This is a genomic window from Burkholderia sp. RF4-BP95, assembly GCF_001521985.1.
Taxonomy (GTDB): Bacteria; Pseudomonadota; Gammaproteobacteria; order Burkholderiales; family Burkholderiaceae; genus Burkholderia; species Burkholderia diffusa.
On record NZ_LOSX01000018.1, the window covers coordinates 777,533 to 800,320 of the forward strand.

The following is a 22,788-nucleotide window of genomic DNA, read 5'->3' on the forward strand; positions in this document are numbered from 1 at the left end:
TGTGCCGCCGTGAACGATCTGGTTAAAATCGGGACCATCAAAACCTCGCCCGAATCGGGCGGATGTCCGGCCGTCACATCCGCCGGGCGTGCCGCGCGAGCCGGGCGTCATCCCCATCGACCGCATGCCTCCGGAGACTGGAATGCCCGGCAATTCCCACCCCCTGTCCAGCGATACGCCGCCCGTTGCCGATCCGGCCGCCAATCCGCTCGGGATGGCCGGACTCGAATTCGTCGAGTTCGCGGCGCCGGTGCCGGACGCGCTCGCGCAACGTTTCGAGCAGCTCGGGTTCAAGGCGATCGCGCGCCATGTGAGCAAGAACGTCACGCTGTACCGGCAGGGACAGATGCAGTTCCTGATCAATGCCGAACCCGATTCGTTCGCCGCGCGCTATGCGGAGGAATACGGGATGGGCGTCTGCGCGATCGGGCTGCGCGTGGCGAGCGCGCGCCGCGCGTTCGAGCGTGCGATCGAGCTCGGCGCGTGGGCGTTCGAGGGCGAGCGGATCGGGGTCGGCGAGCTGAAGATTCCCGCGATCCAGGGGATCGGCGATTCGCACCTTTATTTCGTCGACCGCTGGCGCGGGCGGGACGGCCAGCGCGGCGGCGTCGGCGACATCTCGATCTTCGACATCGATTTCCGGCCGATCGACATCGCGACCGCCCATACCGATGTCGAGTGCGTCGGCACGGGCCTGCAGCAGGTCGATCACTTCACGCAGACGGTCGGCGCGGGGCGCATGCGCGAGTGGCTGGACTTCTATCACGACCTGCTGCACTTCCGCGAAATTCATGAAATCGACGCGCACTGGCATGTGTCGGAAGAATCGCGCGTGATGGTGTCGCCGTGCGGCGCGGTGCGGATTCCGGTTTACGAGGAAGGCACGCGGCGCACCGAGCTGATGCACGCGTATCTGCCCGACCACCCGGGCGAAGGCGTCCAGCACGTTGCGCTCGCGACCGACGACATCCTGGCGAGCGTCGATGCGCTGCGTGCGAACGGTGTCGAATTCATCGAGCCGCCTGCGCGCTATTACGACGAAGTCGATGCGCGGCTGCCGGGGCACGGCGTCGATCTCGATGCGCTGCGCCGCCGTGCGGTGCTGGTCGACGGCGAGGTCGGCAGCGACGGCGTGCCGCGCCTGTTCTTCCAGACTTTCGTGAAGCGCCGGCCCGGCGAGATCTTCTTCGAGATCGTGCAGCGGCAGGGGCACCACGGATTCGGGGAAGGGAACCTCGCGGCGCTGGCCCGCGCCCGCGACGCCGGCTGAGCGGCAGGCGCACGATCGTGACCGCGGAATCAGCCGCCGCGTAACCTCAAGCGCCCACGGCCGGCACGCGGTTCGGCGCCGGGTCGTTCGGCGCCTTGAGCACGCACGCGGTGCCGCCGGGCGTGTACATCGACACGACGCAGCGGTTGCATGACGTGCAGCCCGACTGCGCGAGCCGGCCGTCGTGCAGGCCGTTCACGAAATCCGGCTCGAACACGAGCGCGCGGGCAAGCGCCACCGCGTCGAATCCTTCGCGCATCGCCAGCGCGACGTTCTCGCGGGAACGCACGCCGCCGAGATACGCGAGCGGCATCCGGACGGCCGCACGCACCTGCTTCGAATGCTCGAGGAAATACATCTCCCGAAACGCGCCCATCTTCGGCTCGGTGAGCTTCTGCAGCGCCATCGCGGCGCGCACGATCGCGTTGTCGGCGTTCGCGCGCGCATCGCCGGGCAGCGGGCTGCCGAACAGTTGCCACACCGACTCGACGTTCATCCCGCCGCTCAGCACGAGCAGATGCGCGCCCTCGGCCTCGAGCCGCCGCGCGATCTCGCACGCGTCGTCGGCGGTTCCGCCGCCGCGCACGCCTTCGGTCACGCCGATCTTGCAGACCACGGCGAGATCGCGGCCGACCGCGTCTAGCACGCGGCCCAGCACCTCGACGGGAAACGCCGCGCGGCGCGCCGCATCGCCGCCGTACGCGTCGCGACGACGGTTGTACAGCGGAGACAGGAACTGGCTCAGCAGATAACCATGCCCCATGTGGATCTCGACCGCGTCGAAGCCCGCGTCGCGCGCATGTCGCGCCGCCCGGGCGAATTCGTCGGCGATCGCGGTCATCTGGTCGCGCGTCATCGCCTGCTTCAGGAAACGGCCGCTCATCACGCCGACCTTGTTGAAGCCGCCCGATGCGCTCAACGGCCGTTTCGTCGACAGCGACGGCAGGAACGTGAAGCAGCCGCCATGCGTGATCTGCGCGGACGCCGCCGCGCCGTGACGATGCACCGCGTCGGTCAGCGCGCGGAATTGCCGGACCGTCGGCGCATCGAGCCGCGCCTGGTCGACGAACGTGCGGCCGTCGTCGCTGACCGCACAGTACGCGACGGTCGTCAGCGCGGCGCCGCCTGCGGCGATGCGCTCGTGAAACCCGACGAGCGCGCGCGACGGCACGCCGTTCGGCGTCATCCCTTCGTTGGTCGCGGATTTGATCAGGCGGTTGCGCAGCGTCAGCGGGCCGATCTGCAGCGGGCTGAATGCGGTATCGAGCGTGAAGGGTTCCATGTCGGGCGGGCATCGGGAATGGGCACGGCGACCATTGTGCTGAGTCGGTGCGGGGCTGCATCGTCCACGTGGACGACCCGCCGCCGGAGCCGTGCCCGCACAGCCTACTCGGCCGTGCCCAGCTTGCGCGCCTGACGACGCATCCCGTCGAAGATCGCATCGGCCACGTCCGCCGGGAAATCCGCCGGAATCCGCGACGCGACGGCGGCGATCGCCGGCTCGGTGCGCGCGGCCACATCGGCCATGGCCGCGCGCACGTCGTGTTCGGTCAGACCGACGCGCGCGCCTTGCGCGATCCAGTGACGCGGCTGGATGTCGCCGATCACGTAATGGCGATTCTTCCCGCACACGGCCATCGCGAGCCGTGCGCGTCGCGGCGAGAGCTGGTTGCGTCGCGTGCCGATGATCGGATGCGCGGACAGCACGTCGTACAGCGGCGTGCTGCGATACGTATTGCCCGGCAGGTGCGCGATGCTGAAATTCTTCGCGTGGCCGTCGATGGCCGCGAGCACCCAGAACACGAGCTGCGTGACGAAGAAATTCCTCCTGTCCTGCGCGGCATCGGCGGAATTCGCAAGGATGCCCATGATCGTCGCGATGCCCGGGCCGCCGTCGGATTCGTATTTGGCGCCCGACGGCGTGCCGGTCGCCTGGCACATGTCCTCCTGCGGCAGCCGCAGAATCCACGTGCCGTCGCGGGACGGGCGGCGGTCGAAGCGCTCGACGATCAGCGCCTTCTGGTCGTCGAACCGGCCGATGTCGCACGCGGCGACGGGCAGGCCGTACGCGGCGACGATCTTCGAGCACAGCCATTCGTTCTCGACCGACGTGCGCATGTCGGCCTGCATGTTTCCGACACGCCCCAGCGGCAGCTTGAAGATATGCGTGGTCGGCGTGCTGCCCGCCGGCAGCAGCCAGCGCTTGCCGTCGCGCAAGAGCGCGGTCTTTTCCTGCGCGCCGGCGATCGAGAGGCGCAGCTCGCCGTCCGGCTCCGCGTGGCCGGGCAGCGGCGCGGCGGTCGCGTGGCGCAGCACGTCGGCCACGGCCGCGTCGTCGAGCGCGGTGCCGTCGATCGATTCGAGGTCGACCGGGGTTTCGTCGGGTGGCAGCAACTGCAGCGCCCCGACGCAATCGCGGCCGATCGACGCGAGCAGTTCGAACGGCGCCGTCGACCCGAGCCGGTAGCGCTGCGCGATGCGGCGGCGGATCGGCTGGCTGTCCGGCAGCAGGTTGTCGAAGTAATCGGCGACGATCGCGCCCTGATGCGGCTGGTTGCCCGGCGTGAACGGCAACGACAGCGACAGCGGACGGCCTTGCGGATCGTCGACCCACGCCGGCAGATAGACGAGGCGCTCGACGCCGCGCCGGACTTCCCAGTATCCGACCGGGATGCCGTTCATCCAGAGGTCGAGGCGGTCGTGACGGGGACGGCGGGCCATCGTCACCAGTCCTCCCGCGTGGAGTTCCGGGACTTGCCGGGCGTCGCCGCGGCAGGCCGTTTCCGCGCGGCGGCGGATGGAGCCTTCGCGGCGGCCGGCGGGCGGGCCGGCACATCCGACGAACCGGAGGAGCGGACACGCGCGGCCGGTGCGCGCTTGAGCGCCGGCGCGGTGTCGTCGGGCGCCGTTGTGTCGTCCGGGGTGCCCGGCACGAGCGTCAGGCGAACGCCGAGCACGTTCAGCACCTTGAAAAGCCGTTCGATGCTGACCGCGGACGGATTGGCTTCGAGCTGCGCGTACGACTGTTGCGTCACGCCGAGGCGGGCGGCGAGCTGCGCCTGCGTGAGCCCCGCCGACTTTCGGAAGCCGACGAGGATCGGGCGCAACTGGCTCAAGGTCTGGACTGGGAATGCCATGGGCTCTCCGCGAAATGACAGGCGATCGCTTGTAATCGAAAAATACAGTCTATGGGATGTATCGTCAAAATACAAACTTGGGACTGTAATTCATAAAAACAAACGATAGCCTGTCAGGCGGAAACCCGCGGTCGATGAAAGGGCAGCGCGCTCGTCCGCTCGGTATCACGCCGCTCGCAGCGGGCTGGCGTGGGCGGTGCGCGCGCTTTCCGGATCGTCGTCGCCGAGCGGGATGAACGCCATGACTTCCAGATCGTGCCCCGACAGCGCCGGCAGCCGGAACGGGCTCGACAGCACGTTCAGCCGCCGTACGCCGAGGTCGCGCAGGATCTGCGATCCGATCCCCGTCACGCGGCCGTCGCGGCGTGCGTGGCCGGCGGGCGTTCGCATCGCGTCGCCTCGCATGTCGCAGTCGAGCAGCACCGCGACGCCGCAGCCGGCCGCATCGATCCGCTGCAGCGCCGCGTGCAGCGGCCACGAATGCGCAGACGGCTCCGCGTCGAGCAGGTCGAGCAACGAGTGGCATTCGTGCACGCGCGTCAGTACGGGCGTCGACGGATCGGGCTCGCCTCGCACCAGCGCGAGATGCGGCGCGCCATGCACGGTGTCGCGATACTCGATCGCGCGGAATCGGCCCCACGGCGTATGCAGCGGCCGTTCGCCGACGCGTTCGACGAGCGACTCGTGCTCGCGGCGGTAATGGATCAGGTCCGCGATCGTGCCGATCTTCAGCCCGTGATGCGCGGCGAACGTCTTCAGTTCGGGCAGCCGCGCCATCGTGCCATCGTCGTTCATCACCTCGCAGATTACCGACGCGGGCGTGAGCCCGGCAAGCGCCGCGAGATCGCAGCCGGCCTCGGTGTGCCCCGCGCGCACCAGCACGCCGCCCGCGCGCGCGGCGATCGGAAACACGTGGCCGGGCTGCACGAGATCGTCGGGGCGCGCGCCTGCGCGGACCGCCGCGCGGATCGTCCGCGCGCGATCGGCCGCGGAAATCCCGGTCGTCACGCCTTCGGCCGCCTCGATGCTGACGGTGAACGCAGTGCCGAACGGCGTGCCGTTGTGATCGGCCATCGGCGGCAGGCGCAATTGCTCGCAACGCTCGGCGGTCAACGTCAGGCAGATCAGCCCGCGCCCGAAGCGCGCCATGAAGTTGATCGCGTCGGGCGTCACGTGATCGGCCGCGATCACGAGGTCGCCTTCGTTTTCGCGATCCTCTTCGTCGACGAGCAGGACCATCCGTCCCGCACGCAGCTCGTCGACGATTTCCAACGTGCTGGCGAGCGTCATTGCACCTCCGTCGCGTCGAATGCGCGGCGCAGCGCATCGGCGCCGAAGGTCAGCGCGCGATCGGCCGCATCGACCGCGCCGAGCATGCTCGCGAAGCCGTGCAGCTGGCCCGGCCAGCGCACGAGCGAGACCGGCGTGCCGGCCTGCGCGAGACGCAATGCGTACGCTTCGGCCTCGTCGCGCAACGGATCGAATTCCGCGCTCACGATCGTGGCCGGCGCCGCGCCCGACAGATCCGCCACGGCGAGCGGGCTCGCGAGCGGCGATGCGCGGTCGGCGTCGTCGTCGAAATACTGGCGCTTGAACCAGCGCATCGCGTCCGCCGTCAGGAAATAGCCTTCGCCGAGCGATTCGTATGACGGATGTTCGGTCGCGCAATCGACGACCGGATACAGCAGCAACTGGTGCGCGATCGCGATGCCCGAGCCGCGCAACTGCAATGCGGCGACCGCGGCCAGGTTGCCGCCGGCGCTATCGCCGGCCACGGCGATCGCACCGGCGCGCGCACCGAGATCGCGCGCACTGGCGGCGGCCCAGCGCACGGCATCGCATGCGTCCTGCGCGGCCGCCGGGAAGCGCGCTTCGGGCGCCAGCCGGTAATCGACCGACAGCACGAGCGTGCGCGCCCGTCCGGCAAGACTGCGGCACAGGTTCGCGTGCGAGTCGATACCGCACGCGACGAAGCCGCCGCCGTGGAAAAACACGGTCAGCGGCAACGGCCCGTCGGCGTCGGGCCGATACAGCCGAGCGGACAACTGACGACCCGGTGCGGGGATCTGCCAGTCCTCTTCGGCGGCAATCGCGTCGCCGGGCGCGAACGTGCTGCCGCCGGCGAGGCTCGCGCGGTACGCGGGCACGGTCAGTTGATCGAAATCGATCGCGGGCGCTTGGGCGAGCGCGGCGAGCAGCGCCTGCGCCTGAGGGTCGAGCGGCATTGGAACTCCTGTCTGAATCGGATGCGGTCTGAATCAGGTAAACCCGCATCGCGGTTTTCCCTGAGCCCGCGCCGGACGCTTGTCGGCACGGCCTGACGGGCATTCCAGCGCAGCGGGCAGGGCGCCACATCATCCGATCGGACGATGGTTCGCGCGTCCGATTGGCCAAAGCTCACCATTCAGTGAATGTCCCGATGACGCCGGAATTAAGACGCGTCTTAATCATGGCGGCGCGGATGAATCGCACCGACCACAAGTTGCATGGAGGATGGAGCGTGCTGATGGAGACGAGATGGGCTCCGCAAGAGAGCCAGTCAACAAGCGAGGAGGCCGACATCGGCGTCGCGGATTTCAGCGAGCTGATGGCGCGCATCTACCAGGGACCGTTGGAAACGCCGCCGTGGGCGGGGGCGCTCGAGCTGGTTCGCCGGTTGCTGCAGGCCAACTACGTGACGCTGATCCTGCGCGCGGCCGCGAGCGACCGCCGCGCGCCGCTGTCCGTGCACGCGTCGGAGTACGGCCCGGTCGTGCCGGGTGACGGCGAGGCGTCGTACAACAACTACTACTATTCGCTCGACCCGTTCGTCGGCCTGCCGGCCGATCGCGTGGTCACGGTCGACGACGTGTTCGGCGACACGGGCTGGCTGTCGAGCGAGCTGTACAAGCAGTTCCTGAAGCCGCAGGACGTGCGCTACATCCTCGGCGCGGACCTGCGCACGCCGTCGGGCGTCGAGTGCCGGTTCCGCGTGTGCCGCAACCATGCGTCGAAGCAGTTCTCCGCGCGCGACAAGGCGATCTGCGCGCTGCTGCTGCCGCATCTGAAGCGCGCGGTCGAGCTCCATTCGCGGCTCGACACGGCCGAGGTCGAGCGGTCGATCTACGCGAACGCGATCAACCGGATGCAGATCGGCACGATCACGCTCGACGAGAACGGCACGATCATCGACATGAACAGCGTCGCCGACGAGATCCTGAAGCAGAACAACGGTCTGACGATTGCGCGCGGCACGATCGAGGCGACCGATGCGCAGGAGAACCGCACGCTCAAGCGGCTGATCCGCCACGCGGTGATGGGACATCACGGCACGGCGGCGGCGACCGTCGAGGCGATGCCGATCACGCGCAGTTTCGACAAGCCGCGCCTCGGGCTGCTGGTGCGCACCGTGCTGCTGTCCGACTGGTCGGAGGACAACAAGCGCCGGCCGGCCGTCACGCTGTTCCTGCGCGACCCCGACCGCAAGCCGCAGGGCGCGCAGGAAATCATCCGGAAGCTGTTCGACCTGACGCCGGCCGAGACGTCGCTCGCGCTGCTGCTGACGAACGGGCTGACGCTCGAGGAGGCGGCGGAGGAGTCGGGGATCAGCAAGAACACGGCACGCACGCACCTGCGCGCGATCTTCTCGAAGACGGGCGTGACGCGCCAGGCGACGCTCGTGCGGATTCTGCTCGGGAGCGTGGTGCCGCTCGGTTGATCGGGGCGGCATGTCGTCCACGCCGGCAATGCCGGTCATTGCACGCAACCGCGCCGGATGCATCCGACGCCCGTCCGGATCACGATCGCACCGATCGCGAGTGCGGCCAGCCGCGCGCATGCCAGCCGCGCGCTTCGAGCAGTGTCGAGCCGGTTTCGCGCGCCATGTGCGGCACGATGACGGCGGCCAGCCTTGGTCGGCTCATGAGCACTCGACCGCCACGGCGTTTGTCGATTGACTGAGCCTGATCTCGCCCAGGTAGGCGCTTTCGCCCAATTCGCACTCGCGCCAAGCGATGCCGAGGGCATGTCGGATCTTGACTCGGTAGAGGCCGCTACCCTTGGCGAGGCCGTCGAACCGGAAATCGCCGAAGGCGTCCGAGACGGTTTCGGCCACCTGCCGTTTGCCTCCATATAAGGCGACGACCGCACCCGCGACACACTCGACCACGTCCCCTGCCTGGGCACTGACACTTCCGCCGACGAAGCACGTTTCCCAGCGCTCAAGGCCGCTGTACCACACGCGGGGCTTCGTGCTCAGGTTGGGCCGCAATACCTTGAGTCCCTCGCGCCGGGCCTTTTGGGCCATCGCCGCGTCATCGAGCTTGACCGTCTCGAAAACATCGGTGGGGCACGACTGCTGGCAACGCGGACGGGACCACCCCTGGTCGAGCAAATGAGCATCGAAGATCCAGATCTGAGGCAGTTGCAGTTCTTCGTTCCAGACGATCGCCTTGTAGGGGCACGCCTTCACGATGTCTTTTCGGCCTCGTGCCTTGTCCGGATCGATGATGACGATGCCATCGGCGCGCTTGCGAATGGCGCTACCGCCCACACGCATGCAGGGCGCGTCGTCGCAGTGGTTGCACATGACCGGCAGATAAGTGGTCTCGATCATGTGCGAGGCACCCTGTACACGCCGCAGGATGCGGATCGGGCTCTCGGCGCTGGCCGCAGCGGGTGCGGCGTAACCGGGGAAGTCGTTGCCGACGTGCTCGTCCCGCGCGGCGATCACGCAGTTCTGGCAGTTCTCGCAACGGCCGACGTTGATAATCAGGTTCCACTTGCTCATTTGAAATTCCTCACGCTGCGCGACCGAGCATGAAAGCTTCGGCACCGCGCCATTTCTCGACCTGCACCAGGCAGGAATTCGGGCTCATGCTGCTGGTGCCGGAGGTCTGCGGCCGGTCGGGGGTAAGCATGTTCATGCAACCGCCGATCTCGACTTGCTCGCCATCGATTTCGATCAGCTGAAATTCAGCGCTCGCCTCGTACGATTTCACCACTCCGGCGTTCACCAAGGGCGAGACATCGGCCGCACAGATCACAGCGCCGCGGTCGTTGTGTACTTTGACGAGATCGCGATGGGCAATGCGTCGAACAGCGGCGTCAGCCGGATTGAGTCTCAGGAGCCAGAATCGGTGTCCCGCGATCAGCGCGCGATGATCCTCGATGCCATTAACGGCGGAATTCTTTCCGTCACAATAGGTATGAAAGCTGTAGCGGCTGTGGGTGGCGATCAATTGAAGCGGGTAACGCCGGGCCAGGTCCGAGCGTGGCCCCTCCCAGGAGGGGATATATCGGTTGAGCGGTGGTCGCTCGGGATTGTCCGCAGTGTGTCGCTTCAACAACTCGGGCACGAACTCGAGTTTGCCGCTCGGCGTCTGCAGGCCCTTGCCGAACCGTTCCGAGAACTGCGACGGCAGCGGATGAGGTTCCGGCAGGTCCTTCTTCCTGCCTTCCGCAAACCAACGCATGTCGACCGGATGGCGCAGCTCGGGCTTTTCGGGCGGCACGACGAAGTAGCCCTTGCGGCAAAATGCGCGCCACGAAATGTGATCGGGCAGGTCCGACGAATCGAAGACGCGCTTGACCCAGTCGAGATCGCCACACCCTTCGGTGAAAATGCCACCCAGGCCCAGCCGGGTCAGGATCGCGGTGAAAATGTCGTAGTCGGAGCGGGACTCGCCCAAGGGCTCGATGCATTTGTGCTGCAGCGTCAGCATGCGATGGTTGACCGTGCCATACCCCTGGTGGGCGTAGCCACCCGAATTCGCCCATTCCCCGATGTCCCAGCGCTCAAGCGACGTGCACGCGGGCAGGATGATGTCCGCGAACTGGGCTTCGCCTTCCATCCAGATTGACTGATTGACGACGAACTCGATGCTCGAGTGCCGGTAGGCCTCCGTCCAGCGTCCGGCATTCGTCACGGTACTGAACGCGGATCCGCCGTAGCGATAGATCATGTGTATCGGCGAATAACCGGGCATCGGGTAGGTGAATGGCGCGAACTGGGCTTCCTGGGACATGCCGTCCCAGAGGTAACCGGTGGCGTGACCGTTGAGAATCGCATCGGGCATCTGCTGTCGCGGCACCATCTGCTTGACGGGATTCATGGTCAGGATGTGTGGCATGCGCTGGTAGTTGTCCACCGCATTGGCGGTCCACGCCAGATCGCCTGAAATTCCGCCGTCCGCGTAGCCGGGGAAGTAGAACTGGAGGTCGTGCGGGACACCGATTTCCAGGCAGCCGAAATTCACTCCCGGCTTGCCCCAGCCCTGCATGGACATCATCATGATCATGCAGCGCGCCCATTGCGCCCCGGTCGCCCCGCGGCCCGCGCCACCGAATCCCGCGCCGGTCATTCCGACGGCGAGATGCACCTTCTTCTTGCCCCACAGGCGCGCAAGCGCACGAACGTCCTTGGCCGGCACGCCGGTCTCGCTCTCCTGCCACTCGGGAGTCTTCGGCGTACCGTCGGTCTCGCCCAGAAGATAGGCTTTCCAATCGTCGAAGCCGGTCGTGCGCGTCGCGACGTAATCCTTGTCGTACAGGCCCTCCACGGTCCAGACGTACATGATGGCGGTAGCCAGGGCGGCATCGGTTTGCGGCCGGATCGGGATCCAGCGGCCGCCCAGCAGCTGGGCGGTCGGATTGCAGTGCGGGTCGATGTGAACGAACTCGATGCCGAGCTCCTTGGCCCACAGGCGGCGCGGCGTTCCTTCGAATCCGGCATAGGCCCCGTTGGTACTTTCGGGGTCGCAGGACCAGAAGACGATCATTTCGGCCTCCTTGAGGCCATCCTCGAGGCCGCCATAGCCGGCGGGCACGCCGACGCGCATCGAGTTGCCGAAATGATGCATGGCGCCCCAGTACCAGCCTTCCCAACTGTCCGGATTCGCGGCGACCCGGGTGAAGCCGATCAGGTTGGCGAAGCGCGTCAGCGCGCTGAGGTAGTAGCCGACGTTACCCCACTGATGGTGGGACGACATCGGGAACGTGATGGAGCCGGGACCGTGAACACGTTTCTGCCGGTTGATTTCCTTGGCGACGATGTCCAGGGCCTCGTCCCAGCTGATGCGCACATAGCCGGACTTGCCGCGGTTCTGTGGATTGCGCTCGCCGTCAGGGTCGAAGTCGACGCGTTTCATCGGGTGAAGGATGCGCTTGTCCGAGTAGACGAGCGACTTGAGGGTCAACGCGTGGGGTGCGACCAAACCACGCCGTGGCGGGCTGAAGCGTCGTCCACGTGCCTCGATCACCCAGCTTGACGCGTCCGTATCGTCCAGCTCGATGGGGGTCACGCGGACGATGCGGCCATCTTTGACATAGACGAACAGGGGCCCGCCGTTGGTACAGGTGGTGTAGCGTCGGGTGCCGTCACGCATGGGCGTGCCCATTGGCAGGCCGACGGTGCGCATCATGCTCAGGGTTTGCATGAGCCACACCAGCAGTTCGTCCTCACCCTCGGTGACCACCTTGAAATTCTTGGCGGCGTGGACGATCTCGCCCTGGTCCGGGTTCGGGGAAAGGAACTTCAGGGCGGTCGCGACGTCCTTGAAGGCCATGCGTACATCGGGCCGCGCATGCTTGCCGGCACGCGACCGAATGCGACCATTCCTGAACTCGATGGCGCGACCGATGCTTTGATCCATGAGCCCGATCCACGCGACGAGATTGCGCTCCTTGAGGCGATCGCGATAGGCGGGGAAGCGGCGCGCCGTCAGGTCCAGAACCTTGGGCAATGCAAAAAGAATGGTCTTGAGAGCCTGTCGTTTCATCGTTCGATCCAAAGTGTTGCTTCCATGCAAGGGGCTGGCATCGGGTCGCACGCGCTAGAACGTATAAGCGACGTTCAGGAACACGTTGACGGGATTGAGTCGGAGCGTCGATGTGGAAACGATCTGCGTCCCGGTCGCGGTCTGTCCGTATAACGTGAGGTGGGTCTTCACCGGCATGTAGCCGACGGAAGCACCGACCGACCAGTGTTTGGTCATCGCGTAACTCGCCCCGAGCTCGAACACCGGGTTCCACGATGAACTGAGTGTCGCGCGCGCTGAGCCGCCCGGCCCGAAGCTGTCGGAGACGAACTGGTGATTGGTCGCCCGAACCTGGGTGAACCACGTGTAGTTGACACCAAGTCCTACGTACGGACGGAATTTCGATTCAGCTGAAAACAGGTGATATCGAAGTTCGATGGCGGGCGGCATCGGCCTTGTCGTGCCGAGGGTTCCGTACTTCTGCAACGTCCCGTCACCGACCAGATTGACTGTCAGTGGCAGTCCAAACAGCATGGCGACACCAATGTTGTCGGTGACGTGGTACTCGGTGGTGATTCCCATCGTATCCGTCGAGCTGGCATGCGCCCCGGTACCCGCCATTTGCTGATTCACCGTTACGCCACCGACACTTTCCACGGTCAGCGGGGTTGCGTTGCCCTGTGGCGATATGTGTAGCCATCCAACCGATGTGGTGATGCTTCCGGCCGTCTGTGCATCCGCATTGTCGACAAGTGCAGTTGTGCAGACAAAAGCCGCCACGCCTGCGAAACGCGTCATTCGCTTGAAATTCATCATGTGTCTCCTCTGTCTCGATTCGATTCACGAATAAAACTAATTTGGATAACTGATTGATATTGACAAGCCGCTTTATGAATTTGTGTTATCGCGGCTAGTGGCGCTCCCGCGTCACCGCAGATCTGTCGCTGTCGATCCAGCCGACCGTATCGGCCGCGCGGCGATCGAAATCGAGAACGCAAACGGAAATCGGCCCAGTACGAAGCGTGCCGGGGCCTCGTGCGCCGGATCGTTCAACTCGACCGAGACCGACATTCCGCCGGACTCGTTGGTCGTGACCTCGACCGATGCCCCTGGGGCTCCGCCTTGGTCCAATGCGGCGCGTATCGCGTCACCCGTCTCGCGGCGCTTGAGTTCCGGTTTGAATATCTTGCCAACGCCTGTGAGCGGGATCGATTCGACGATTCGGACATGCTTGGGCAGGGCGGCGCGTTCAGCGATCTCCCGCTGCATGAACACCTCCAGATCGTGCTCGGTAGCGGTCATGCCCGGCTTGAGTTGAACGTAGGCGACCGGCAATTCACCGGCATACGCATCGGGGCGCCCGATTGCCGCGGCGATCTGGACCGCCGGGTGCCGATGCAGCGGCTCCTCGATCGTCGCCGGGTCGATATTGTGTCCGCCGCGGATGATCAAATCCTTCTTGCGGCCGGTCAGCCAAAAGTACCCGTCGACGTCGCAACGGCCGAGGTCGCCGGTGTTGAGCCAGCGCTTGCCATCGCCGAGATCGAGCCAGAGGGCCTTGTTCTGGTCGTGATCTGTGTAGCCGGTGAAGACGTTCGGCCCGGAGATGACCAGCAGCCCCTCTTCGTTGGCCGCGCAGTCGCGCAGATACCGTCCCGCGTCGTCCACGACGACAGCTTTCATCGACTGGAAGGGGATGCGCAGCCCGATCGATCCCAGCCGGCGCTCGCCGGTCGTCGGGTTGACGCTGCTCACGCACGTTCCTTCGGTCAGGCCGTAGCCTTCGAGAATCCGGATGCCCGTCTTTTCCTGGAAGGCCCTGAAGACGCCGACCGGCATCGGCGCGGCACCGCACAGGCCGTATTCGAGCGAGTCGATAACATGATCGTCGACAGGAATGTCGAGCAGCGAAGCATAAAGTGTCGGGACGCCACTGAAGAAATTGATGTGATGATGTTCGACGATTTCCCAGAAACGTTTGACGACGCCATCGCCCCGGTAACCCTGCGGTGTGCCGAGCACGACATGGGCGCCGCGCGAGAAAGGCAGCAGGCCGGTCACCATCGCAGCATTGACGTGAAAGAGTGGCAATCCGCAAAAGGTCGTTTTGCCGGGACCGATACTGTCGCCGAAGAACCGCGCGGCGCTCCATGCGTTCGCCACTTCGTTGCCGTGACTGCGCATCGCGATTTTCGGCAACCCGGTGGTTCCACCGGTACAGAAGTAAGATGACTTGTCGCCAGGTTGAATGCGGCGCGCATTGTCGAGCGCCGTACCGGATTCCCGCGCGATTGCCGTACCGAAGTCGTGGATCTGGATGTGTGCAGGCACGGCGCTGCGCAAACCGCCATCGCCGTAAAGCTGCATACACGCGTCATGCTGGAGCGCGCGTACCGCCGACTGCGCCGTGCCCCGCACGCGATCGGCCAGATTGACCAGCACGAGATGCCGCAGCGGTTCGACATCCTGAAGAATCTCCGCGACTTTTTTCCAGAGATCGATCCCGGGAAACGGCGCGAGCGTGACGAGCACGCTGGCACCGGCCGCTTTGAGCAGATTGGCAATCGCTTCGCGTTCAAGCAGCGGATTGATCGCGCATACGATGCCGGTCGCCTGTCCGCCCCAGATCACGAAATGCGTTTCGGGCAGATTGGGCAACAAATAGGCGATCACCGACTGCGAATTCACGCCGATGCGCGCGAACATGTTGGCCGTGCGCGTGATGTCACGGACCAGTTCGCGATAGGTCCAGCACTCCGCGTCGCGGTGCGCGTCGGCGGTCATGAAAAAGGAGAGGACAGGGGCGGACGGATCGATGGCCGCACCGGCGCAGATCATCTCGTACGTGCTGGTCGGAAGGTCGCGCGGAAGGCCCTGCGCTTCGATCGCCAGTACGTCGTCCCGGGTCGCGATGCCGTTCATGCTGCTTCGTCCACGATTTCGTTACGTTGTACGCCCAGATCGATCGTTCCGTCGCGGCTCGCGATCCGGGCTTCGACGATATCTCCGGCTTTCAGATACTGCGCGCGTCCTGCCTGCACCTTCATGAACATCTTCCACTTGACGGATTCGGGGAAAAGCGCGACAGCGCGCTGCTTGAGCGGCGATGGGATGCTGAGTGCGCAGCCAGCCGGCGTGCCGGTCGCGAGCAAATCGCCTGCGTGAAGATCGTGCACGCCCGACAACTCGGTCAACGTTTCCGCCGGGCCATAGACGAGGTTCGATGTCGAGTCCTGCTGACGCACCGCGCCGTTGACGGTCAGCGTCAGGTCGAGCGCCTTCAGCTTCGGGAAGTCACGCCGCTCGAGCAGGCACAGATAGGGGCCGACCGGGCCAAACGTCCGGAAGCTCTTGCCCTTGTAGAACTGCATTTGCGGGATCTGGACATCGCGCGCGGAATAGTCGTTGACGATCACGGTGCCGGCGACATAATCGTGCAGGTTCGCGTCCGTGATCTGCTGGTGAGATGTGATGTCGCGTTTGAGGATGAGGCCGAGCTCAATTTCGTAGTCGAGAAACCGGACGTGCCGCGGTTTCACGACCCGTGAATCGGCAGCGACGATGCAACTCGTCGCCTTCGTGAAGATCATGTTGAATTTTTTCGCGTCCGGATCCATGCCCGATTCGATCATGTGCCGACGATAGTTCGCGCCCTGGCAAACGAATTGCTGGTTGGCGGTCACCGGCGGCAGCCACTCCACGTCCGACTCGGGAATAGTCGATCCGTCGAGCGTGATGAGTCGCTCGACCGGATTCGCCGCGAGAAAGCTCGCGGTCGTTTCGAAGTCGCCGGGAATCGGTGTGACGGCGCCGTTGGCGACCACACCCCATTGGGCGCGGCCGTTATGCCGGAAGTGCAGGACAAGCAGTGACATGAATGTGTCTCTCGTGAGTCGAACAGGCGGATGGGGTCAGGCGAACAGCTTCGCCAGGGTCAGCAGCTTGCGGATCGTCAGATCGGGACTGCGGCGCAGGTTGCGAAACAGCGCCGCGAGGCTCGACGGCGTGAACCGGGGCTTCGTGAAGCTGCGCGGCATCGTCGGGCCCCACTGCGCCATCGCTTCGCGGCTGACCGCATGCACGCCCGTCGGCTCGTCGGCCGTGAAAAGGTCGCCGTCGCAATAGTGTTCGTGCTTGTCGCCCCATGGGTCTTGCCAATAGTCGAAGATCTGGCTGCCGAGAATGTGCCGGCCAATACCCCACGCGTGCACCCACCCGTTGTCGCGAAGCACGCGCTGGCCCATGCCGACGGCATCGGCGTCGACCAGTTCGTACGCGCTATGGCTATAAGTCGGCGCGAACCCTTGGGCGAGCGCGAGCGTATGGTGATCGGCCGGCCTGTCGCCGAGGTCGAGCCGCATGAACGCAACGGCAGGGGAGCCGTCCGGCAGCACCTGGACGTCGCTGGGGATGAACCCGAAATGTCGCGTGTACCACGCGCAGGTTTCCTGGAAGTCGGCCAGCTCGAGTACGACGTGCCCAAGACAAATGATCTCGGGTGCGTTTGCGGGTGGCCGCTGCGTCTCGTTGATCCGGACGGGCGCGTCGACCGAGTTGAATGGGAGCGGAGCACGATGCGGCAACGTGTCGGCCCGTGTCTGGCCAGCAATCGCATCGACCCGAAACCCGGACGGATCGGCGAGCCGCACCCGAAGGCCGCCGCCTGGCCAATCCGACGCCTCGATCTCCGATGCGTCAGGGACTTTGGCGAGCGCCTCCAGATCGGCACGACTGTCGACCCGCAATCCGAAGCCTACGAAGCGGGCTTTCGGCGCGTGGCGAACGACATAACAGAAGTGTGCGTCGCCCGTTCCGCGCAGCAGCAATTGCGTGTCGTCCCGCAGAACCGTTCGGAGACCGAAGTCATTGAGAAAATGCTCTGCCTCGCCGAGATCGGGGCGATCGAAGATCAAATAGGCGAGCGCCGACGCCTTCGTTGTCGGATGCGGGTGGCGAGCCGGTTGTGTCGTGGTCAGTTTCATGGCGGATGACAATCAGGCAGATCGAATGACGCTCGCGAAGGCACACGCCATCGCACCGAGGGGCCTGCCGTGCGACGGCAGGCATGCAACTGAATCGCGGCACGGCGTGACTGGCCGACCCGTGAATATGGCGAAGTCGATCGTCGATTTCGCATGGAGGCAGGGCGCCTCGTCGCAGATGCCGAGAGTCCGCAGCGCTTCGTCGCCGCGTGCGATCGCGCGTGGGGCGACGATCGAGACGTCGACTTCGTGAAGGGGCTGCCGATTGGCCACTGCGGCGCCGACTGCCTCGAATCCTGCGATCAGTATGCCGAGCGTCAACGGCAGCGCACGCTTCGTTGAGGCGCGCGAGTTGTTGTCAATGGACGCGCGGGCGCCCGTGTGCAGTTGTGTCTCCACCGTATCTCCATTCGTCGTTCGATCGGTTCGTGAGGGTTTGTCAGCCACCTTTGGTGACATTAAAGTCATAGATGATAATTTTGTCAATGTAGACATTTGAATCTATACTTGGGCACGAACAAGCATCGGAAACGTCATGACGAATACACCGAGTCGCCGGACTTCAAAGCGCTCCGCTCCGGAAGCATCCAGTCCAGCGGTCGCCGAAGAGCGTGAGCCACGTGGCGCGCGCCGCAAGCGGGAGACCCGCGCCCGCCTGTTGGACGCCGCGCTCAAACTGATGGCGGAGAAGGGCATGGAAGGCGTCGCCATTAATGAAATCACTGAGGCCGCCGACGTCGGCTTTGGCTCGTTCTACAACCACTTCGAATCGAAGGAGGCGATCTACGCGACCCTCGTGGAATCGGTATTCGAGGAGTTCGCGGATTCACTCGATCGCCTGGCCAGCGGCTTGTCCGACCCGGCGGAAATCATTTCCGTCTCGGTGCGGCATACGCTGATACGTGCGCGGCGTGAGCCGGTATGGGGACACTTCCTGATACGCGAGGGCTTTTCGGCGCGCGTCCTGACGCTTGGCCTGGGTCAACGCCTGCTGCGGGACATGGAGCGCGGTATCGCCGAGAAGCGTTTCGTGGTCGCGGACCCATTCATCGGCTTCCTTTCGGTTGGCGGTACGGTGCTGACCGCAATTGCCGCCGAGCTTAATTTCGTCGCTCCGGGCGCGCCGGCGGCCGGTGTTCTCAAGGAACTCGGCTTCAGCGGAGAGCATTTCCCGGAGCGCACGGCTGCGATGCTCCTGCATACGCTGGGGCTCAAGCGTGCGGAAGCCGAGAAGATTGCAAGCCGGCCGCTGCCGGTCGTGGAAGCGGCTGAAACTGTACAGTGACGCAACGGGGCGGCGCAGGCGGTGCCCACGCCACCCCGAGTGCTCGTGCGGTACCCATCAGTTGACCGGGTCGGTTAACCAGTCGGGCACCGCCCAGCCGGCGCGCGTTAAAGACGGGCAGCAGGGCATGCACATCGCGGCGTACTACGTCGGCTCGTCGCGCCGAGCGCCTGTACGCAACAGCGTGACGCCAAGCACCGCCGCCAGTTCGTCCGACGATGACATGCGGTCGGAGGGGCCCGCCGCGCCGCTTGCCGCGTTCGGTGGCGCGACCCGTTCGGCGTGCATGCTGTCCATGATTTGCCGGAATCCGGCATCGCGCAGGGCGTACAGATACACCTCGACCCACAGCGGGAAGCATTCCCAGCCGGCGGCGATATCCGCGGCGGCGGTGACGGTGCAGTAACCGTCGCCTTCCGGCGCCGCCAGCCGAAGCCTCTTGATCATTCGATCATGGTCACGGCGAAGGATCTCGATCAACGGTTCGCGCTTGTGTTCGAAGTGTGCATAGAACGCGCCGCGCGTGTAGCCGGCGCCCTCTGCGATATGTTCGACACTCGTATCGGCAAAGCCTTTCGCGATGAACAGTGCGCGAGCGGTGGCGATGAGCCGTTCGCGGGTGTCGAGCCTGCGTTGCTCGCGAGTGAGGCGCGTGCGTTTCATCCTGCGTTGTCCATGTTGACGGAAATTCGAGCGTTCACGTCCGGCATCCGGCAGGCGGCGCAACGTGCGAGACTTCCGCCCGGATCCCCGCGGCGATCCGGAGCGCGAGCGAATCGAGCGCGCGGCGATACGCATCGACGAGTGCATCGTAGCCCGCCGACGTATCGGCCCGAACGATGCTGCGGCACGTCAGCGCCGGCTGTCCGGCCGCGGAATTCACGCTCCAGGCGGCATCGAGCAACACGTGCGACGCCGGCCACGACTCGACATGCTGCATGTCCACCGCGACCCGGTAGACGGGCGTGCCGTCCGGGTGGGCGACGCGGTGAACATCGATCGTGCCGAGCGCGGACGCGATGCGTGTCGATAGTCCGCCGCGCATCTCGTCGCCGAGCGGCGCGGCCCAGCGCTCCTGCTCCAGGATGTCGGCCCGCTGGGGGCCGCGCTGCACGACGAGCCGGTTGCCGTCCGCCGGCGCCGCGACGTGCACGGCCTGAATGTCGATCAACCATGCGGGATGCGCGGCGGTGGCCTCGACACCCGCATCGTCTGCCACCGCGAGGGTATGGAAATGCACCGGCGGCGAACCGCACGAACTCAGCGCCGCGAGTACGACGCACGTCGCGATGCGCGCCGACATGCGAAGCCGACCAAAAGAACGCGCTTTCATTGGTGGTCTCCCTTGTTACCGAACAGCAGCGATTCGGGATGACGTTCCAGATAGTCCGCGAGCGCGTTCAACGACTGCAGCGTATGCGTGAGCGACTGCATCGCCTCATGCACGTCCGACTGCATCGGCGAATCCTGCCGCAACGTCGACTCGGCCGCATTGAATGTGCGTTGCGCGGCGGCGAGCGTGTCACGCGCCTGCGGCACGACCTGCTCGTCGAGGTGGCCGAACAACTGGTTCGCATGCGCCAGCGCGCCGTTCAGATTGTTGCCGATCCGGTCGAACGGAACCTGATCGAGCTTGCGCGCGATGTCGGCGATCTGCACCTGCAGTTCGTCGAGCGTATTGGGCACGGTCGGTAGCTCGACCGGCGTACGGCGCGCGTCAACGGTCGCGCGCGGCGCCTTCGGGAACATGTCGAGCGCTACGTAGAGCTGACCGGTCAGCAGGCTGCCCGTGCGCAACTGCCCGCGCAGCCCCTGGACCACCAGGTGCTCGATCAGTTCGTGGCCGCCGGCCGTATCGGGCGCGGGAAGCGCCGTATCACTGTGCCGGCTCAGTCGCGACGGATACAGCGCCATCGTGACCTTCATGCTGAAGTTGCGCGAGTGTTCGTTGTACTCGATGCCGATGTTCGTGACCTGACCGAGCGCGATGCCCCGCAGATCGACCGGCGCGCCGACCGACAGCCCGCGCAGCGACTGGTCGAAGCGCATGACGACCATCAGCGGCGTGCCGTCGGGGTCGCGCATCGCGTCGGCTTCGTCGGGGGCGAGCCGGAACGGTGCATTGTCGGCGGCCTGCGGCGCGTCCGCTTGTCCAGGCGGAGACTGAAACGCGAGACCGCCGACGATCACCGTCGCCAGCGACTGCGTGTTGAGTTTCAGGCCGCTCGAATCGAGCCGCAGATCCACGCCGCTTGCGTGCCACCAGCGCGTATTGACGCCGACGTACTTGTCGTAGGGCGCCTTCACGAACGCCTGCACGTCGACGCCGGTACCGTCCTTGTCGAGCGAGAAGCCGACGACCTGACCGACCTGCAGATGCCGATAGAACACAGGCGAACCGATGTCGATCGAGCCCAGCGAGTCGCCGTGCAGCACGTAGCGTCGGCCCTGCTGGTCCGCGGTGACGGCAGGCGGCGTTTCGAGGCCGGTGAAATCTGTCTGCTTCTGCGGCGAGCGGCCGAGATCCGCGCCGATGAATGCGCCTGACAGCAGCGTGCCGAGGCCGGAAATGCCGGTGGCACCGACGCGCGGTCGGACGACCCAGAACCGCGTGTCGCGGTTCGCGAAGCGTGCGGCATCGCGCGTCAGTTGAATGGTGACGATCACGCGCTTGAAGTCGGGAGTGAGCGTAATGGCCTGGACGGAGCCGATATCGACGTCCTTGTAGCGGACCTTGGTCTTGCCGGCTTCGAGGCCTTCGGCGTTGGCGAACGTGACCGTGATCGTCGGGCCGGTCGCGGCAACGGTCCGGATCACGAGCGACAGCCCGATCAGCGCGCACACGAGCGGCACGATCCAGACGAGAGACGGAATCCAGCGGCTGCGCGGCCGGATCTCAGGGGGAGGAAAATCGAACGGAAACATCGTGTTGGAATTCGCGAGAAAGCGAGTGCTTGAGCCGGTTCAGGGTTGGGGGTGGGCGGCGGCCGCGCGCGGCGCACCGTCCCAGATGAGCCGCGGATCGAACTGCATCGACGCACACATGGTCAGCACGACCACGGCGCCGAACGCGAGCGCGCCGGGGCCGGGTGTGATGTCGGCGAACGAGCCGAAATGCACGAGTGCAATCGTGAGCGCGACGACGAATACGTCGAGCATCGACCAGCGGCCCACGCGCTCGACCAGGCGATGCAGCCGCGCTCGTTCGAGCGGCCGCCATTGCACGCCGCGATGGGCGGCGATCGCCTGAAATGCGAGGATCGCGAGCTTGAGCATCGGCACGAGCACACTCGCGATGAACACGATCGCGGCGAGCAGCCAGTCGCCGGACGTCCAGAAGTACGCGACGCCGCCGAGGATCGTGTCGTCCTCGGCTCGGCCGAGCGAGGTCGCGTGCATGACCGGCAACAGGTTCGCCGGGATGTAAAGCAGGGCGGCGGCGGCGACGAGCGCGCCGGTGCGGGCGGCGCTGCGCGGGCGGCGTGCGTGCAGCGGCGAACCGCAGCGCGTGCAGCGCCGGCCGCACGCGTGGACCGGCTGCACGCGCGCGCAGTGGTGACAGGCGATCAATCCCGCGGTGCGCGCCGTCATGCCCGCCGATCCGCTGCTTTCGGTTGTCCGGGGCGACGCATGTCGCGTCATGTCGGAGCGGGGCGGCTTCGTATGGTCGGTGTCGCCCGGCTGCAGAGCGGCGAGTTCCTCGTGCGCTTCCCACAGTCGGGCCGGTTCGATCGTCGACAACACGCAGAGCATCACGGTGAGCCCGGCGAACGCGAATAGCGCAGGCCCGGCAAGTACGTGTGCGAGGCTCATCAGTTTGACGATCGTGATGAGCACGCCGAGCATCAGCACCTCGACCATGCTCCACGGCCGCAATCGGTGAATGGCGCGCAGCACCGGCGCGAACTGGCGCGGTACGCGGCCCGCACGCAACGGCACGAGCAGGTACAGCCATGCCGCCAGCTCGAGTATCGGAAACAGCATCGTCGTGCAGAACACGAGCGCAGCCACCAGCGGTTGATCGTTCGACCATAGCGCGCGAACCGCGTCGGCGAGCGTCGCGTGCGACGCAATGCCGGCAGCATCGAGCGCGACGATCGGGAAGGCCTGCGCGATGCAACACGTCGCCAGCGCGGCAACCGTCAACGCGCACATCCGGTCGAGGGCGCGGCGGCCGTGCGCCGCACCGCTCACGCGCGCGCGGCATCTCGGGCAGTGTGCCGTCAGTGCGCGCAGGCGCGGCGGACGCTGAAGCAGCAGGTCGCATTCGTGGCAGGCGACCAGGTTGTCGGATTTCATCGGGAATCAATCATGCGGGTAACGAAGGCCGGCACCGCGCGATGCACGGTACGCCGGGCATCGGGCTTCGGGATTGCGG

Annotated in this window: 19 protein-coding genes and 1 pseudogene; 3 read left to right on the forward strand and 17 right to left on the reverse strand. The window is 65.7% G+C overall.

The features are described from left to right. Positions 1–142 precede the first annotated feature (142 nt). Positions 143–1,270: a 4-hydroxyphenylpyruvate dioxygenase family protein gene (locus tag WS46_RS08120; protein ID WP_059690063.1), complete on the forward strand. Its 1,128-nt coding sequence runs from the start codon at positions 143–145 to the stop codon at positions 1,268–1,270. 46 nt (positions 1,271–1,316) lie between these two features. On the opposite strand, the gene WS46_RS08125 is transcribed toward WS46_RS08120, so the two are convergent. The 5 genes from WS46_RS08125 to WS46_RS08145 all read right to left on the reverse strand — a co-directional run bounded on the left by WS46_RS08125 (position 1,317) and on the right by WS46_RS08145 (position 6,632). Continuing rightward, positions 1,317–2,552: an NADH:flavin oxidoreductase gene (locus WS46_RS08125; RefSeq protein WP_059690064.1), complete on the reverse strand. Its 1,236-nt coding sequence runs from the start codon at positions 2,550–2,552 to the stop codon at positions 1,317–1,319. A gap of 104 nt (positions 2,553–2,656) precedes the next feature. Continuing rightward, entirely contained in the window at positions 2,657–3,991 is a 1,335-nt protein-coding gene (locus tag WS46_RS08130; protein ID WP_059690065.1) for a type II toxin-antitoxin system HipA family toxin, read from the reverse strand. Positions 3,992–3,993: 2 nt separating this feature from the next. After that, positions 3,994–4,407, reverse strand: coding sequence for a helix-turn-helix transcriptional regulator (locus tag WS46_RS08135; RefSeq protein WP_059690066.1), 414 nt, complete (start codon positions 4,405–4,407; stop codon positions 3,994–3,996). A 165-nt stretch (positions 4,408–4,572) separates the two neighbouring features. Beyond that, entirely contained in the window at positions 4,573–5,697 is a 1,125-nt protein-coding gene (gene ribBA / locus WS46_RS08140; protein WP_059690067.1) for a bifunctional 3,4-dihydroxy-2-butanone-4-phosphate synthase/GTP cyclohydrolase II, read from the reverse strand. Then, positions 5,694–6,632: an alpha/beta hydrolase gene (locus tag WS46_RS08145; RefSeq protein WP_059690068.1), complete on the reverse strand. Its 939-nt coding sequence runs from the start codon at positions 6,630–6,632 to the stop codon at positions 5,694–5,696. Before WS46_RS08145 ends, ribBA begins: the two co-directional genes overlap by 4 nt. 281 nt (positions 6,633–6,913) lie before the next feature. On the opposite strand from WS46_RS08145, the gene WS46_RS08150 reads away from it, so the two are divergent. After that, on the forward strand, positions 6,914–8,104 hold the full coding sequence (locus WS46_RS08150) for a LuxR family transcriptional regulator (protein ID WP_059525725.1): 1,191 nt from the start codon (positions 6,914–6,916) through the stop codon (positions 8,102–8,104). A gap of 35 nt (positions 8,105–8,139) precedes the next feature. Here the strand turns inward: WS46_RS08150 and WS46_RS35125 are convergent. The 8 genes and pseudogenes from WS46_RS35125 to WS46_RS33560 all read right to left on the reverse strand — a co-directional run. After that, positions 8,140–8,267, reverse strand: a pseudogene (locus tag WS46_RS35125) (cation transporter); the annotation flags it as partial. A gap of 38 nt (positions 8,268–8,305) precedes the next feature. Then, positions 8,306–9,175, reverse strand: a complete 870-nt coding sequence (locus WS46_RS08155; protein ID WP_059525443.1) for a 4Fe-4S dicluster domain-containing protein — start codon at positions 9,173–9,175, stop codon at positions 8,306–8,308. A 10-nt stretch (positions 9,176–9,185) separates the two neighbouring features. Further along, the gene (locus WS46_RS08160; RefSeq protein ID WP_059690069.1) at positions 9,186–12,164 is read right to left on the reverse strand and encodes a molybdopterin-dependent oxidoreductase; all 2,979 of its coding nucleotides are present in this window, start codon (positions 12,162–12,164) and stop codon (positions 9,186–9,188) included. Positions 12,165–12,218: 54 nt separating this feature from the next. Further along, positions 12,219–12,956 carry an OmpW family protein gene (locus tag WS46_RS08165; RefSeq protein WP_059690226.1) on the reverse strand — a complete coding sequence of 246 codons (738 nt, stop codon included), beginning with the start codon at positions 12,954–12,956 and terminating at the stop codon, positions 12,219–12,221. Positions 12,957–13,070: 114 nt separating this feature from the next. Continuing rightward, the gene (locus WS46_RS08170) at positions 13,071–15,065 is read right to left on the reverse strand and encodes an acyl-CoA synthetase (RefSeq protein WP_059690070.1); all 1,995 of its coding nucleotides are present in this window, start codon (positions 15,063–15,065) and stop codon (positions 13,071–13,073) included. Then, on the reverse strand, positions 15,062–16,018 hold the full coding sequence (locus WS46_RS08175; RefSeq protein WP_059525449.1) for a fumarylacetoacetate hydrolase family protein: 957 nt from the start codon (positions 16,016–16,018) through the stop codon (positions 15,062–15,064). The genes WS46_RS08170 and WS46_RS08175 overlap by 4 nt, the downstream gene beginning before the upstream one ends. A 36-nt stretch (positions 16,019–16,054) precedes the next feature. After that, positions 16,055–17,125, reverse strand: coding sequence for a VOC family protein (locus WS46_RS08180; RefSeq protein ID WP_059690071.1), 1,071 nt, complete (start codon positions 17,123–17,125; stop codon positions 16,055–16,057). A 12-nt stretch (positions 17,126–17,137) separates the two neighbouring features. Beyond that, a complete protein-coding gene (locus tag WS46_RS33560; RefSeq protein ID WP_257129932.1) occupies positions 17,138–17,524 on the reverse strand; it encodes a hypothetical protein in 387 nt (128 codons plus the stop codon). 136 nt (positions 17,525–17,660) lie between these two features. Here WS46_RS33560 and WS46_RS08190 point away from each other — a divergent pair, with 136 nt between their 5' ends. Then, positions 17,661–18,410, forward strand: coding sequence for a TetR/AcrR family transcriptional regulator (locus WS46_RS08190; protein ID WP_059690073.1), 750 nt, complete (start codon positions 17,661–17,663; stop codon positions 18,408–18,410). Between the two features lie 144 nt (positions 18,411–18,554). Here WS46_RS08190 and WS46_RS08195 read toward each other — a convergent pair whose 3' ends face one another. The 4 genes from WS46_RS08195 to WS46_RS08210 are packed head-to-tail and all read right to left on the reverse strand — an operon-like array spanning position 18,555 to position 22,709. Next, a complete protein-coding gene (locus WS46_RS08195; protein ID WP_059690074.1) occupies positions 18,555–19,073 on the reverse strand; it encodes a TetR/AcrR family transcriptional regulator in 519 nt (172 codons plus the stop codon). A 34-nt stretch (positions 19,074–19,107) separates the two neighbouring features. Further along, entirely contained in the window at positions 19,108–19,713 is a 606-nt protein-coding gene (locus WS46_RS08200) for a membrane integrity-associated transporter subunit PqiC (protein WP_257129933.1), read from the reverse strand. A gap of 26 nt (positions 19,714–19,739) precedes the next feature. Further along, positions 19,740–21,335: an intermembrane transport protein PqiB gene (locus tag WS46_RS08205; RefSeq protein ID WP_059690075.1), complete on the reverse strand. Its 1,596-nt coding sequence runs from the start codon at positions 21,333–21,335 to the stop codon at positions 19,740–19,742. Positions 21,336–21,374: 39 nt separating this feature from the next. Then, entirely contained in the window at positions 21,375–22,709 is a 1,335-nt protein-coding gene (locus tag WS46_RS08210; protein WP_059690076.1) for a paraquat-inducible protein A, read from the reverse strand. Positions 22,710–22,788 lie beyond the last annotated feature (79 nt).

Bases quoted from the DNA above. Each gene is read 5' to 3' on its own strand.
- WS46_RS08120 (WP_059690063.1), top strand. From the start codon at position 143: ATGCCCGGCAATTCCCACCCCCTGTCCAGCGATACGCCGCCCGTTGCC.
- WS46_RS08125 (WP_059690064.1), bottom strand. From the start codon at position 2,552: ATGGAACCCTTCACGCTCGATACCGCATTCAGCCCGCTGCAGATCGGC.
- WS46_RS08130 (WP_059690065.1), bottom strand. From the start codon at position 3,991: ATGGCCCGCCGTCCCCGTCACGACCGCCTCGACCTCTGGATGAACGGC.
- WS46_RS08135 (WP_059690066.1), bottom strand. From the start codon at position 4,407: ATGGCATTCCCAGTCCAGACCTTGAGCCAGTTGCGCCCGATCCTCGTC.
- ribBA (WP_059690067.1), bottom strand. From the start codon at position 5,697: ATGACGCTCGCCAGCACGTTGGAAATCGTCGACGAGCTGCGTGCGGGA.
- WS46_RS08145 (WP_059690068.1), bottom strand. From the start codon at position 6,632: ATGCCGCTCGACCCTCAGGCGCAGGCGCTGCTCGCCGCGCTCGCCCAA.
- WS46_RS08150 (WP_059525725.1), top strand. From the start codon at position 6,914: ATGGAGACGAGATGGGCTCCGCAAGAGAGCCAGTCAACAAGCGAGGAG.
- WS46_RS08155 (WP_059525443.1), bottom strand. From the start codon at position 9,175: ATGAGCAAGTGGAACCTGATTATCAACGTCGGCCGTTGCGAGAACTGC.
- WS46_RS08160 (WP_059690069.1), bottom strand. From the start codon at position 12,164: ATGAAACGACAGGCTCTCAAGACCATTCTTTTTGCATTGCCCAAGGTT.
- WS46_RS08165 (WP_059690226.1), bottom strand. From the start codon at position 12,956: ATGAATTTCAAGCGAATGACGCGTTTCGCAGGCGTGGCGGCTTTTGTC.
- WS46_RS08170 (WP_059690070.1), bottom strand. From the start codon at position 15,065: ATGAACGGCATCGCGACCCGGGACGACGTACTGGCGATCGAAGCGCAG.
- WS46_RS08175 (WP_059525449.1), bottom strand. From the start codon at position 16,018: ATGTCACTGCTTGTCCTGCACTTCCGGCATAACGGCCGCGCCCAATGG.
- WS46_RS08180 (WP_059690071.1), bottom strand. From the start codon at position 17,125: ATGAAACTGACCACGACACAACCGGCTCGCCACCCGCATCCGACAACG.
- WS46_RS08190 (WP_059690073.1), top strand. From the start codon at position 17,661: ATGACGAATACACCGAGTCGCCGGACTTCAAAGCGCTCCGCTCCGGAA.
- WS46_RS08195 (WP_059690074.1), bottom strand. From the start codon at position 19,073: ATGAAACGCACGCGCCTCACTCGCGAGCAACGCAGGCTCGACACCCGC.
- WS46_RS08200 (WP_257129933.1), bottom strand. From the start codon at position 19,713: ATGTCGGCGCGCATCGCGACGTGCGTCGTACTCGCGGCGCTGAGTTCG.
- WS46_RS08205 (WP_059690075.1), bottom strand. From the start codon at position 21,335: ATGTTTCCGTTCGATTTTCCTCCCCCTGAGATCCGGCCGCGCAGCCGC.
- WS46_RS08210 (WP_059690076.1), bottom strand. From the start codon at position 22,709: ATGAAATCCGACAACCTGGTCGCCTGCCACGAATGCGACCTGCTGCTT.